Source organism: Thioclava sp. ES.031 (assembly GCF_002563775.1).
Lineage (GTDB): Bacteria > Pseudomonadota > Alphaproteobacteria > Rhodobacterales > Rhodobacteraceae > Thioclava.
Map to the genome: position 1 here is coordinate 1771587 of NZ_PDJO01000001.1, position 13019 is coordinate 1784605.

The window sequence follows — 13019 nt, forward strand, 5'->3', positions numbered from 1 at the left end:
CCGAACATCCCCGAAGCGCTCAGAACGCGATCGTGCCGCCCTCGGCATCGACCGACCAGTCGAGCCTGCGACCCTGCCGCGCCGCCTCGCGCGGCAGCATCGCGAATTGCACCCGCGCGGGCGTCAGCTCCATCTGGGCGCCATCGAGCACGGCGAAAACCTCTCGATTGGGCCGTGCTTTCTCGGACCGTGCGGTGATCATCCAGCCATCGCCGCAGGGCAACGCGCGCAGCGTGCCGCCGAAGGGCAGCGCGGTCTCCAGGCAAAGCATCGCGAGAAATGCGAGTTTCACCTCGGTACGCGGCGCATCGCCCGGCACTTTCCACTCGTAGTCCAGACGGCTCTGCGCCGATAATTCGCCCAGCATTCCGGCGACTTCCGCCTCGCCAAGCTGTTGTTCCGCGCCAGCTCGCCCGAAGGCCACCCGGAAGAACTTGACGCGCGCATTCGCCGCCGCCACGCTTTGGGTGATCAACTCGAGCTCGGGGCCGGGCGTATCGCCCGTCATGGAGAGCAATTCGACCCCATTGCCGATCGCCCCGATCGGGCTGATAAGGTCATGACACAGGCGCGAGCCCACAAGGGCGGTCAAATCATCGTCGTCCGTAGCCGCATTGGCGGTCTCGAATGGCATTAAAATCTCCAAAAGGTGAAATGTGATCTATGAAATTCTCGAACCCGGCATGCTGGTCAGAAACCCGGCCCAGCCGGACTGGGGCACCGGACAGGTGCAATCGCGTATCGGTGAAAAAGTAACGGTGAATTTTGAGCATCAAGGCAAGCTTGTCCTGGACGGTCGACGGGTAGCGCTGGAATTGGTTTTCTCTGAACAAAGTTGATGAAAGGTTAACATCTTCTTCGAATGGCAGGAGAAAAACTTGCAACTTCAGGGTGTGATATTTTCCCGTCACGCTCCTGGTGCCGATGCCGCCGGTCGCGCCGCGCGATATTGCCAATCCGGGCGCGGCTTTCTAAACCGGGCCAGCGAAGATCGGCAGGAGGACGCCCGTGATCGACAGCGCCGCATTCGAAATCAGGCTGGCCCGTGATGCCGCCGATCTCGTGGCGTCGCAGCGGCTCCGCTACCGCGTTTTCGTCGAAGAGCTCGGCGGCGGCGGTGAGACGGTCGATCACGAAAATCGTCTGGAAAGCGACCGGCTCGACCCGGTCTATGATCACCTGCTGCTGGTCGATCCCGCACGCGCGGAAGGCGAGCATGTGGTGGGGGCCTATCGGCTGCTGCCCTCGGATCGGCTGGAACGCGCGGGGCAGTTTTATTGCGACAGCGAATATGACCTCGCGCCGCTGATCGGCACCGGGCGCAAGTTGCTGGAACTTGGCCGCTCCTGCGTCGATCCGGACTATCGCGGCGGGGCGGCGATGTTGCTTTTGTGGAACGCGCTCGCCGATTACGTGCTCGCCCATGACATCGAGATTCTCTTCGGCGTGGCTTCCTTCCACGGCACCGATGCCGAGACGTTGAAAGCGCCGCTCTCCTGGCTGCATCACCATCATCTTGCGCCCGAACACATGCGCCCGCGCGCACGGCCCGAAGCCTATCAGCCGATGGACCTCGTGCCAGAGGACGCGCTGGATCGGCGCGCGGCGCTGGCTCAGATGCCCAATCTGATCAAGGCCTATCTGCGGCTTGGCGGCTTCGTGGGTGAGGGCGCCTTCATCGACCGTCCCTTCAACACCACCGATGTCCTTTTGCTGATGGATGCCAAGGCGATGAGCGACAAGCATCGCAGCTTCTACACCCGTCGTTTCGAGGGCCGCGCGTGAGCTGGATCGAGGACGAGCCCGATCCCAAACCACTTGGCGCGCTCGATTGGACGCGGGCGGGGTTGCGCTGTCTGATCTGGGGGCTGATGCTGCTGATCGGGCTCATCGTGCTGCTGCTGGTGCGTCTGGTGGAGCGCCCGGTTCACGGGCTGGCGCGGCCCTGGACGCCTTGGATCACGCAGGTGGTGTGCCGGATGAGCTTCCCGATCCTCGGGATCTCCTACCGCGTCACCGGGCGCCCGATGACCAAGATCGGCGCGGTGGTCGCCAATCACGGGTCGTGGCTCGATATCTTCGCGCTCAACGCCTGCCAGCGGGTCTATTTCGTCTCCAAGGCCGAGGTCGCCAAATGGCCCTTCGTCGGCTGGCTCGCGCGGGCCACCGGCACCGTGTTCATCAAGCGCGATCCGCGCGAGGCCAAGACGCAGCAGGGGCTGTTCGAGGATCGCATCCGCGCAGGCCATCACCTGCTGTTCTTCCCCGAAGGCACCTCGACCGATGCGCGCCGAGTGCTGCCCTTCAAGCCGACGCTGTTTCAGGCCTTCTACAGCCACGGGCTGGAGCGTGTGATGCAGATCCAGCCGGTCACCGTCGTCTACACGCCCCCCGCGGGCGAAGACGTACGGTTCTATGGCTGGTGGGGCGATATGGGCTTCGGGCCGCATCTGCTGAAGGTGCTGGCCCAGAAGCGGCAGGGCGCGGTCGAGGTGGTGTTCCACACGCCGCTCTCCGTCTCCGACTATCGCTCGCGCAAGGAGCTTGCTTGGGCGGCGGAAAGCGCCGTGCGCCGCGGCCTGCCTTACGAGATCGCGCGCGCCCGGTAATAGGCCAGAACGTAGAGGCGTATTGCCGTGGCAAGCCCCGTCTCGGTGCCGCGATCCACATCAATTTCGGCTGCCAACTCATTGAGGCCAAGGTTCTTTTCGGTCGCGATGTCGCGGAAGGCACGCCAGAATTCATCCTCCAGCGTGACCGAGGTGCGGTGCCCGCCCAGCGTCAGGGAGCGTTTCTTCGGTCGGCTCATTCGTCGTGCTCGCGCTGATGCCCGTCGAGATCGCGCCGCTCTTTCGTGGCGCGGCTTTCCTGCAGCGTTTTCTCGGCCTTGCTACGCCCGAATTTCTCAGCGTTCACAGATCCTTGCTCGCGTTTCTTCACGCGGGCCTGCTGTTTGCGAAACTGGTTGAGATTGGTGACCTTGCTCATAAGCAAAGAGTGCCACAGCCGATCGGATCGGGAAAGGGGCTTGGGCGCGCCCTCGTGAGGCGCGCCCGAAAGGTTTACTCGACTTCGACCAGCGCGTGGCGCTTCTTGCCCGCGCTCAGCTTCACCGGGGTCTCCAGATCGGCGGCGGTGAACATGCGGCCCGGATCGGCGCAGGTCTCGTCATCGACCTTGAGCGCACCTTCCGCGATCAGCCGCTTGCCGTCCTTGCCCGACTTTGCAAGCCCCGAGCGCACGACGAGCTGCGCGAGGCTGATCCCGTCGCCCAGTTCCTCGACCGTCAGCGTAAGCGTCGGCAGATCCTCACCCACGCCGCCTTTCTCGAAGACCTCGCGCGCGGTCGCCTCGGCGGCATGCGCCGCGTCCCAGCCGTGGCAGAGTGCGGTGACCTCGTTGGCCAGACGCACCTTCGCCTCGTTGATCTCGGAGCCTTCCAGCGCGCCCAGACGCTCGCATTCCGCCACCGGCAGCTCGGTATAGAGCTTCAGGAAGCGGCCCACATCGGCATCGGTTGTGTTGCGCCAGAACTGCCAGAACTCGTAAGGGCTCAGCATGTCCGAGTTCAGCCAGATCGCGCCCGAGGCCGATTTGCCCATCTTCTTGCCGTCCGAGGTGGTCAAAAGCGGCGAGGTCAGTCCGAAGATCTCGGAATCGAGCACGCGGCGCGTCAGGTCGATCCCGTTGACGATATTGCCCCACTGATCCGAGCCGCCCATCTGCAGCAGACAGCCATAGCGGCGGTTCAGCTCGAGGAAGTCATAAGCCTGCAGGATCATGTAGTTGAATTCGAGGAAGCTGAGCGACTGCTCGCGATCGAGCCGCGATTTCACGCTCTCGAAGGACAGCATCCGGTTGACCGAGAAATGCCGCCCGATATCGCGCAGGAAATCGAGGTAGTTCAGCCCGTCGAGCCATTCCGCATTGTTCAGCATCAGCGCCGGCGTCTCGGCCTCGTAATCGAGGTATTTCGCAAACACCTGCTTGATGCCCGCGATATTGTCGTCGATCTGATCGGGCGTCAGCAGCGGGCGTTCATCGGCGCGGAAGGAGGGGTCGCCCACCTTCGTCGTGCCGCCGCCCATCAGGGTGATCGGCTGGTGGCCGGTCTTTTGCAGCCAGCGCAGCATCATGATCTGGATCAGCGAGCCGACATGCAGCGACTTCGCCGTCGCGTCGAAGCCGATATAGCCCGGCACGGTGCCCTTCGCCAAAGCCTCGTCCAGCCCCTGATAATCCGTGCAGTCGGCCAGAAAGCCCCGCTCGATCATCACGCGCATGAAGTCTGATTTCGGATGGTAGGTCATCGTGCTTGTTCCTTTCGTCTGAGCGTGCGTATATCGGGGCAGGCGACGAGAGGGAAGCCATGTTGAAATCCGGGCCGGTCTGGGCAGTTGGCGCCATGTCGGGCACGTCCTTGGACGGGGTGGACGCGGCGCTCGTATTGACCGACGGAACGCGAATTCTCGATTTCGGCCGCAGCGACTACCGCCCCTATACCGAGGCGGAGCGTGCGACGCTTCACGCAGCTCTCGGGCATTGGCCCGGAGAGCCGGGCGTGGAAGAGGCCTGCGAGGTGGTCGAGACCGCCCATGCGGAACTGCTCAGCGGATTGGGAGAGGCGCAGGTCGTGGGGTTTCACGGCCAGACGCTCGCCCATGATCCTTACGGGATGCAGGGCCCGCGCCGCACCCATCAGGCCGGCGATGGTTCGGTTCTGGCCGAGGTGCTGTCGCGCCCGGTGGTCTGGGATTTCCGCTCCACCGATGTCGAGATGGGCGGGCAGGGCGCGCCGCTCGCGCCGTTCTTCCATTTCGCCTGCGCGAAATATGCCAAGCTCGATGCGCCAGCGGTGTTTTTGAACCTCGGCGGCGTCGGCAATGTCACCTGGGTCGATCCGCGCCAGCCTTCGGCAGAAGTGCCCGGCGCCGTTCTGGCCTTCGATACCGGCCCCGCCAACGCGCCGATCAACGACTTGATGCGGCTCCGGCGCAAGGCCGAGTTCGATGCGGGCGGGGAACTGGCGCTGGCAGGTGAGGTCGACGAGGCCGCGGTCGAGGCCTTCCTGACGCATCCCTATTTCCTGAAAATGCCGCCGAAATCGCTCGACCGGAACGATTTCCACGACATCCTGACCCGCGTGGCGGAGCTGGACGATGCCGATGCGGCGGCGACGCTCACAGCCTGTGCCGCAGCCTCGGTCGCGCGCGCGGGCGAGCATTACCCGACGCCGCCGAAAGCGATCTATGTCTGCGGCGGCGGGCGGCTCAACACCGCGCTGATGGTGGCCTTGCAGCGGCGGATGAACGTGCCGGTGCAGCCGGTCGAGGATATCGGGCTCGATGGCGACATGCTCGAGGCGCAGGCCTTCGCCTATCTCGCGGTGCGGGTCGCGCGCGGCATGGCGACCTCGGGGCCGTCCACGACCGGGGTTCCGGCGCTGATCGGCGGCGGCAAGGTCTCGCGCCCCGGCTAAATTCACATCACTTGACGCCGATCATGCCGCGCCGCGGCGCAAGGCGCTAGGATCGGCCTCATTGAAGAGGGGAATCCGATGTCTGAAACTCCAACCGATCCCTGTCCCACGCCGCAGGCGCGCAAGCAGGCCCCGTTCTCGAACCGGGCCGCGGCGGTCTTCCTCGCGGGGCTCAGTTTCGTCGTCATGGTCGTCTCCGGCCTCGTCGTCAGCATCGCGCCCTCGGGCCGGGTGGCGCGGGATATCGACTGGTCGCTCCTCGCGCTGAACCGCGCCGATTGGGAGCTGTTGCACCTCGCAATGGGGGTGCTCTTCATCTTCGCCGGGGTCTGGCACATCAAGCTGCACTGGCCGGTGATCCGCAACCTGCTCTGGTCGGCGGCGGCGCAGACGCTGTGTCACCGGCGCGAATTGGCGCTGGCGGTCGGGCTGGTGGGCGCGGTGATCGTGCTGACGCTGCTCTGGTGGCCGCCGATCAGCTGGCTCGATCAGCTGGCCCGCTGGGCGAGCATCGGGCTCTGGTGATCAGCGGGGGATGTCGAAGCCTCTCGGGGCCAGCTCGAACCCCTCGAAGCGAAAGCCCGGCGAGACGGTGCAGCTGACGAGGCTCCACGCCCCGGTGGAGCGCGCCGATTGCCACTGGCCCGCGGGCACGATCCCCTGCGGTTGATCGCCGCCAAGCACGTCGGGCCCCAACAGTAGTTCCAGCACCGGCCCCGCCTCCTGCGGCGCGATATCGAGCTGCACCGGTGCGCCTGCGTGGAAATGCCAGATCTCGGTCGCGTCCACCCGGTGCCAATGGCTGCGCTCGCCGGCTTTGAGCAGAAAATAGATGCAGGTGCCCGAAGGACGCGCGCCGTCGGCGGCCTCGGCCTCCCAGGTCTGGCGGTAATGCCCGCCCTCGGGATGGGGCGCGAGGCCGAGGGCTTCGATGATCGCGTCGGCCTCACTCATGCGAAAAGCTCCTTCGCCAGCGTCTCGAAATCGGGCGCGATGGCCTCCCATTCCTCGCTCGGCACAAGGTCCTTGTCCTGAGCGGGCCCGTATTCGGTGGGGCGCGGCACGAAAGCGGTCTGTAGCCCCAGCGCCCGGGCGGCTGCGAGATCGTCATTATGCGCGGCCACCATCATCACCTCTTCGGGCGGCAGGCGCAGCGCGGCGCAGGAGGCCAGATAGACCTCTGGCTTGGGCTTGTAGTCGCGCGCGATATCCGCGCCGAGGATGCAATCCCACGGCAGCCCCGCATGGCGCGCAAGCCGCGTCATCAACGCGATGGACCCGTTGGAGCAGGGCGCGATGATCGCATGGCGCCTCAGCGCGTGAAGGCCGCTGACCACATCGGGCCACGGGTTCAGCCGCTCCCAGACATGCGACAGGCTGTCGGGCGCCGAGACCGCGAAGCGCTTGGCCACCCGGTGCAGGTTCTCGCGATGCAGATCGTCGAGCGCCACATAGCCGCGCCCGCCGTCGCGAATGCGCCGCATCGCAGGATCGTATTCGGCGCGCCACGCATCGGCGAAGGCAAGGGAATCGATCCCGGGAAAGGCGATTTCCACCTCATGCGCGACCGAGTTGCGCCAATCGACACAGGTGCCGAACACATCGAAAATCAGAGCCTTGATCATGGCCCGACACTGACCCGGATCGCCGCGCGGCGCAATCGTTCCGCGTGTTCGCGCCAGATGCTGTGATCGAGGGCTGTGCGCGACCGCCGGGTGGGCGCTGCCCGGGCCGCTTCGCGGCTGATCCGGGCAAGGTGCAAAAGAAAGCCCCGCCGAGGGCGGCTGCCTCCGGCGGGGTAATTCTTCACTTCGAAAGAGCGCTTAGCGCAGGATCGAGCGACCCGCATATTCCGCGGTCTCGCCCAGCGATTCCTCGATACGGATCAGCTGGTTGTATTTCGCGAGCCGGTCCGAACGTGCCAGCGAGCCGGTCTTGATCTGACCGCAGTTCGTGGCGACCGCGAGATCGGCGATGGTCGCGTCCTCGGTCTCGCCCGAACGGTGGCTCATCACGTTGGTGTAGCCCGCGCGATGCGCCATATCGACCGCCTGCAGGGTCTCGGTCAGGGTGCCGATCTGGTTGACCTTCACCAGCATCGAATTCGCGACGCCCTGCTTGATGCCATCGGCCAGACGCGTCGGGTTGGTCACGAAGAGATCGTCGCCCACCAGCTGCACCTTGTCGCCCAGACGCTCGGTCAGGAGCTTCCAGCCTTCCCAGTCGTCTTCCGCCATACCGTCTTCGATCGAGATGATCGGGTAGGCGCCCAGCAGCTTCTCGAGATAGTCGACATTCTCTTCCGAGGTCAGCGACAGACCTTCGCCGGTCATCTCGTATTTGCCGTTCTTGTAATATTCGGTCGAGGCGCAATCCATCGCGAGGTAGATGTCCTCGCCCGGTTTGTAGCCCGCTTTTTCGATCGACTTCAGGATGATGTCGAGCGCCGCCGTGGTCGAGCTGAGTTCCGGAGCAAACCCGCCTTCATCGCCCAGACCGGTGGACATGCCGCCTGCCGAGAGCTCTTTTTTCAGCGTGTGGAACACTTCCGAACCCATGCGAACCGCGTCGCGGATATTGCCCGCCGAGACCGGCATGATCATGAATTCCTGGATGTCGATCGGGTTGTCGGCGTGCTCGCCGCCATTGATGATGTTCATCATCGGCACCGGCAGGACGCGCGCCGAGGTGCCGCCGACATAGCGGTAAAGCGGAAGGGTGGAGAAATCGGCCGCCGCTTTCGCGCAGGCGAGCGAGACGCCGAGGATCGCGTTGGCGCCGAGGCGGCCCTTGTTCTCGGTGCCGTCGAGTTCGATCATCGCGCGGTCGATCTCGACCTGCTCGGTGACGTCCTCGCCGACGAGGTTCTCCGCGATCTCGCCGTTCACGGCCATGACCGCTTCCAGAACGCCTTTGCCCATGTAGCGGGCCTTGTCGCCGTCGCGGCGCTCGACCGCTTCATGCGCGCCGGTCGAGGCGCCCGACGGTACCGCCGCACGGCCCATCGTGCCGTCTTCGAGGATCACGTCGACTTCGACGGTGGGGTTGCCACGGCTGTCGAGAATCTCGCGGGCGTGGATGTCGATGATGGTGCTCATGGGGGCGCTCTCCTCGGGCTCCGGTTGATGCTTGGCTAGGTGCATACACCCGTGCTGCGCCTGCGAAAAGGCCGTAAGGGCGATTTCTGGAGGAAATGTTGCCGCTAACGGCGGCCTTCACGACGCAATTTGGCCTGCCGCCACAGCGCGTAGAGGCCAGAGCCCACGATCACCGCCCCGCCGATCAGTGTCCAGCGGTCCGGCGGCTCGGCGAAAACGACGGTGGAAATCACCACGGCGAAGGCGAGGCGCGAATAGCGGAACGGCATGATTACCGCGATTTCGCCCAGCCGCACCGAGGCGATCAGCGCGTAATAACCCACCGGCCCGATCGCGAGCGCGCCCAGCAGATAGAGCCAGTCCATCGGCGCAGGCGTGACGATCGGCTCGGGCAGCACGGCCAGCAGCACCAGCCCCAGCGGCAAAACGCAGAAAAAGCCCAGCGTCGCCACCTGCAGCGAGGTCACGTCGCGCGGCACGCGCCGCGTGGTCACATCGCGCATCGATAGGCCGATGACCGCGCCGACCGCGAGAAGCGAGAGCATCGAGAATTCCTCGGTGCCGGGACGGATCACGACCAGCACGCCCAGAAAGCCGATCAGAATGGCCGAGAGCCTGCGCCAGCCGACCCTCTCCTTGAGGAAGATCGCCGCGCCAAGCGTGGTTGCAAGCGGCGTCGCCTGATGGATCGCGGTCGCCTGGGCCAGCGGGGTGAAAGCCACGGCGGAGACGAAGAAGCCGGTGCCGACGATCTCGCCCAGATTGCGCAGCCACAGCGCCCGCGACAGCAGCGAGCGGGTAAAGATGCGCTCCCCCGTCAGCTTGGCGAGCACCGCGAAGATGGTCGCGCCGCCAAGCCCCACCGCGGCGAGAATTTGCCCCACCGGCCAGTCGCCCGCGAGCATCTTGATGAACATGTCCTCCAGAGCGAACCCCGCCATCGCGAGGATCATCAGCATCGAGCCGCGCAGGTTGTCGTTTTCGCTGGTATCGGGTGTCATGGGGTGCTCCTGACCGGGTGGTCAGAGCCCACCTAGCGCGGGTGTGATCGGCCTTCAAGGCGCGTCACGAACTGGGATGCGCCCGGGTGACGATGCCGCCGATATCGGCCCAGATCGGCAGGTGATCCGAGGCCACCCGCGCCAGCGGCGTATCCAGCACGCCCTTGCGCACCACCCGCAGCCCCGGCGAAGTCACGATCCGGTCGAGCTGGCCGATCGGCGCGCGCGAGGGGTAGGTCGCGCCCGGTGCGTGGATGTGAAACCCGGTCAGCGCCTCGAACCCGTGCCGCGCGCGCCATTCGTTGAAATCGCCGATGGCGAGGGCGGGGTGCGGTTTCACCCCGGCCATGATCTCCGCGATCCGCGCCCATTGCGCGCGCCGATCCGTGCGCCGCAGCCCCAGATGCGCGGCGATCAGCAGGAAGGGCGCGCCGCTGTCGGGGGCGATATTCACTGCGATTGCCCCGCGTGGCTCGAGGCCGGGCAGGGTGACCGGCTCGACCCCCAGCACCCGCGAGCCGCGCCGCACCAGCACGACCTGCCCATGCCAGCCCAACGAGGCGGCGGTGGTCCGCGGCATGTCGTGGCGGATGAAGTCGGTCTCTTCCTCGATCAATTTCTGCGGCAGCGCCGCCGGCCGCTCGCCCATGCGCTTGTCGACCTCCTGCAAGGCGATCACATCGGCATGCAGCGCATTGATGACATTCACGACCCGCGCCGGATCGTGCTTGCGGTCGGTCCCCACGCATTTGTGCAGATTGTAGGAAGCGATCCGAAGTGTCATTTTTCTGAGTGCCTTACAGGATGGTCTTCATGTGCCGCAGAAGGTGCGGAAAACCCGCTCATCGGTTTTCGGCGCGGCTTCATAAGCGGCGTAACGCGGATCTTCCGCATAGGGATCCGCGAGCGCGGCCATGAGGCTATGGAGCGGGCCGTCATCGCCCTCGACCGCCGCCGCGATCATCTCCTCGATCCGGTGATTGCGCGGGATTCGCAGCGGGTTCGCGGTGGCCATGACGGAGTGCGGATCGTCTTCGCTGGCAATCCGCTTCTCCCAGCCCTCGCGCCAGAGATCGAAGGCCATCGGCTCGGTGAATTCCTGTCCCGCTGTCTTAGGATCGCGACGCAACGCACTGAAGACGCGCGTGAAATCGGCTTTCTCCGTCGACATGCGGTTCAGCAGATCCTCGATCAGGGTCAGATCGTCCTCGGTCGCCTCTGCAATGCCGATCTTGCGACCCATCAGCCGCAGCCATTCGCGCTGATAGACGCCGATGAAGCTGTCGACCGCAGCGCTCGCCTGCTCGATGGCGGCATCGTCGTCACCGATCAGCGGCATCAGGCAGGTCGCGAATTGCGCGAGGTTCCAGACCGCCACCTGCGGCTGGCGCGCATAGGCATAGCGCCCTTGCTGGTCGATGGAGGAGAACACGCGCCCCGGATGGTAATGGTCCATGAAAGCGCAGGGGCCATAATCGATCGTCTCCCCGGAAAGCGCCATATTGTCGGTGTTCATCACTCCATGGATGAAGCCGATTGCCATCCATTTCGCGACCAGCTCGCCTTGCTTCGCCGCGACCGCGCGCAGCACCTCAAGCGGCGTCTCGCAATCAGGATAGTGACGCTCTATCAATGTGTTGAGAAGCGTTCGTAATCCATCGCGGTCGTTGCGCGCCGCGAAATACTGGAAGGTGCCGACGCGGATATGGCTGCGCGCGACACGGGTCAGGATCGCACCGGGGCGGCCCGAGGCATCGCGCACCACGGTCTCGCCCGTGCGTACGGCAGCCAGCGCGCGCGTCGTCGGCACGCCCAGCTTCGCCATCGCTTCGCTGAGCACATATTCGCGCAGCACCGGACCGATCCACGCCCGCCCGTCAGAGCGGCCGCGCGAAAACGGCGTGCGGCCCGCGCCTTTCAATTGCAGATCGAACCGCGCGCCGTCCGGTGCCACGATCTCGCCCAGCAACACCGCGCGCCCGTCGCCCAGACGCGGCACGAAGCCGCCGAACTGGTGGCCCGCATAGGCCTGCGCGATCGGCTCGGCGCCTTCGGGCATCGTATTGCCCGCCAGCATCGCGAGCCCTTCTGGGCTCTCCAGCCAATCGGCATCGAGCCCCAAACGCTCGGCAAGGTCACGGTTCAGGACCACCAACTCCGGCGCTTTCACCGGTTGGGGCGGCTGACGCTCGAAGAAGCTGTCGGGCAGGCGGGCATAGCTGTTGTCGAAGGGAATGGTCATGGGGTCTCCTTGCCTCCCTATCTAAGCCATGTGCCGGTCAATCCAATCCCCGCGCGCGACCCGCAGCCCTCAATGGTCCATATCGGGCAGGCCTTCGCGCGACAGCAGCACCGCCAAGGGTCGCAGGCGCGGGCTTTGCGCGCAGATGATCATCAGCGCCACCATGATCGGCACGGCGAGGAACATCCCCGGCAGCCCCCAGACTGCGCCCCAGAAGGCGAGCGAGATGATGATCCCGAAGCTCGACAGCCGCAGCGCATGGCCCATCAGCATCGGGTCGATCACATTGCCGATCACGAATTGCAGGATGCCGACCGCGACCAGCACCGTGCCCGCGGTGTAGGGGTTCTGCGTCAGCACATAGACCGCGAGCGTCGCGATGACGGTTGCGATGATCGAGCCGATCGAAGGGATGAAGTTCAGCGCGAAGGTGATGATCGCGACCGGCAGCGCCAGATCGAACCCGCCCACGGTGAAGACTCCATAGACCGCGACGGCGGTGACCGCGCTGACGATGGCTTTCACCAGAAGGTAGTGGTTCACCCGGCGCATGATCGTGCCGACCATCCGCGCGATCCGCTCGGCGCTCTCGGAATCACCCATCAGCGAGTTGAGCTTGGCGTCGAACCAGATCCGCTCGGCAAAGAGGAAGCCCACGAAGAGAATGATCAGGATCGTGGCCGACAGCAGGTTCGAGGCCTGACCCGCCAAGGTGGTCAGATAGCCCGCCACCTGAATGCTCTGCATCGATTCCAGCACCGATTGCTCGACCTCGGGGCCCATCCAGCCGAAGAGCTGCGCGATCGCCTGCTGCGCGGGGCCCGCATAGTTGAGCACCATCGTGACGACCGTGTTGACCTGAGAGATCAGCACCGCGCTCAGCGTCAGAAGGCTACCCGCGATCAGCGCCAGCGCCACCAGCGAGGCCAGACGCGGCGGAATCGAGACCGGCCCGATGCGCAGCCGCCCGACCGCGTTGATCGCCTCGGAGGTCAGCGAGAACAGGATGATCGCGATGGCCAGCGAGATCAGGATGAATTTCGCCTGCACCATCAGGAACAGCGCCAGCGCAAAGGCGATGATGCCCAGAAGCACATTGGTGAGCGCACGCGGCTCGAACGCGCGCCCATCGATCAGGGCAGGGCGGCCCTCATCGGGAGTGTCCTTCATCTTCATCATCTTCCTGTGCCTGACCCTGA

The 13019-nt window shown here is 65.2% G+C and carries 16 protein-coding genes; 5 read left to right on the forward strand and 11 right to left on the reverse strand.

The window, feature by feature from the left end:
• Positions 1-19: 19 nt before the first annotated feature.
• Positions 20-634, reverse strand: coding sequence for a histidine phosphotransferase family protein (locus AXZ77_RS08545; protein ID WP_098410821.1), 615 nt, complete (start codon positions 632-634; stop codon positions 20-22).
• A 25-nt stretch (positions 635-659) separates the two neighbouring features.
• Between AXZ77_RS08545 and AXZ77_RS08550 the strand changes: the two genes are divergently transcribed.
• The 3 genes from AXZ77_RS08550 to AXZ77_RS08560 all read left to right on the forward strand — a co-directional run bounded on the left by AXZ77_RS08550 (position 660) and on the right by AXZ77_RS08560 (position 2609).
• Positions 660-839, forward strand: a complete 180-nt coding sequence (locus AXZ77_RS08550; protein ID WP_093477165.1) for a DUF3553 domain-containing protein — start codon at positions 660-662, stop codon at positions 837-839.
• Positions 840-1008: 169 nt separating this feature from the next.
• Complete coding sequence (locus tag AXZ77_RS08555) at positions 1009-1785, forward strand: GNAT family N-acetyltransferase (protein ID WP_255266443.1); 777 nt, start codon at positions 1009-1011, stop codon at positions 1783-1785.
• Positions 1782-2609 (forward strand): 1-acyl-sn-glycerol-3-phosphate acyltransferase, encoded by an 828-nt coding sequence (locus tag AXZ77_RS08560; protein WP_255266444.1) that lies wholly within the window; start codon positions 1782-1784, stop codon positions 2607-2609. The genes AXZ77_RS08555 and AXZ77_RS08560 overlap by 4 nt, the downstream gene beginning before the upstream one ends.
• Here AXZ77_RS08560 and AXZ77_RS08565 read toward each other — a convergent pair.
• From AXZ77_RS08565 to tyrS, 3 genes are all read right to left on the reverse strand, one after another.
• Positions 2585-2809, reverse strand: coding sequence for a ribbon-helix-helix domain-containing protein (locus AXZ77_RS08565; RefSeq protein ID WP_078523132.1), 225 nt, complete (start codon positions 2807-2809; stop codon positions 2585-2587). The genes AXZ77_RS08560 and AXZ77_RS08565 overlap by 25 nt on opposite strands.
• Positions 2806-2988, reverse strand: a complete 183-nt coding sequence (locus tag AXZ77_RS08570; protein WP_078523133.1) for a DUF4169 family protein — start codon at positions 2986-2988, stop codon at positions 2806-2808. Before AXZ77_RS08570 ends, AXZ77_RS08565 begins: the two co-directional genes overlap by 4 nt.
• A 74-nt stretch (positions 2989-3062) precedes the next feature.
• The gene (tyrS, locus tag AXZ77_RS08575) at positions 3063-4310 is read right to left on the reverse strand and encodes a tyrosine--tRNA ligase (RefSeq protein ID WP_098410822.1); all 1248 of its coding nucleotides are present in this window, start codon (positions 4308-4310) and stop codon (positions 3063-3065) included.
• 59 nt (positions 4311-4369) lie between these two features.
• Here tyrS and AXZ77_RS08580 point away from each other — a divergent pair, with 59 nt between their 5' ends.
• Positions 4370-5479: an anhydro-N-acetylmuramic acid kinase gene (locus tag AXZ77_RS08580; protein ID WP_098410823.1), complete on the forward strand. Its 1110-nt coding sequence runs from the start codon at positions 4370-4372 to the stop codon at positions 5477-5479.
• Positions 5480-5557: 78 nt separating this feature from the next.
• Complete coding sequence (locus tag AXZ77_RS08585) at positions 5558-6004, forward strand: DUF4405 domain-containing protein (protein WP_098410824.1); 447 nt, start codon at positions 5558-5560, stop codon at positions 6002-6004.
• Here AXZ77_RS08585 and AXZ77_RS08590 read toward each other — a convergent pair whose 3' ends face one another.
• From AXZ77_RS08590 to AXZ77_RS08620, 7 genes are all read right to left on the reverse strand, one after another.
• A complete protein-coding gene (locus AXZ77_RS08590) occupies positions 6005-6433 on the reverse strand; it encodes a cupin domain-containing protein (protein WP_078541337.1) in 429 nt (142 codons plus the stop codon).
• Entirely contained in the window at positions 6430-7104 is a 675-nt protein-coding gene (locus tag AXZ77_RS08595; protein ID WP_098410825.1) for a haloacid dehalogenase type II, read from the reverse strand. The genes AXZ77_RS08590 and AXZ77_RS08595 overlap by 4 nt, the downstream gene beginning before the upstream one ends.
• Before the next feature lie 198 nt (positions 7105-7302).
• Entirely contained in the window at positions 7303-8577 is a 1275-nt protein-coding gene (eno, locus tag AXZ77_RS08600) for a phosphopyruvate hydratase (protein ID WP_098410826.1), read from the reverse strand.
• A 104-nt stretch (positions 8578-8681) separates the two neighbouring features.
• Positions 8682-9578, reverse strand: a complete 897-nt coding sequence (locus AXZ77_RS08605) for a DMT family transporter (protein WP_098410827.1) — start codon at positions 9576-9578, stop codon at positions 8682-8684.
• A 64-nt stretch (positions 9579-9642) separates the two neighbouring features.
• Positions 9643-10362 (reverse strand): endonuclease/exonuclease/phosphatase family protein, encoded by a 720-nt coding sequence (locus AXZ77_RS08610; protein ID WP_078523140.1) that lies wholly within the window; start codon positions 10360-10362, stop codon positions 9643-9645.
• 27 nt (positions 10363-10389) lie between these two features.
• Positions 10390-11820 (reverse strand): YdiU family protein, encoded by a 1431-nt coding sequence (locus tag AXZ77_RS08615; protein WP_098410828.1) that lies wholly within the window; start codon positions 11818-11820, stop codon positions 10390-10392.
• A 69-nt stretch (positions 11821-11889) separates the two neighbouring features.
• A complete protein-coding gene (locus AXZ77_RS08620) occupies positions 11890-12990 on the reverse strand; it encodes an AI-2E family transporter (protein WP_255266445.1) in 1101 nt (366 codons plus the stop codon).
• Positions 12991-13019: the final 29 nt, after the last annotated feature.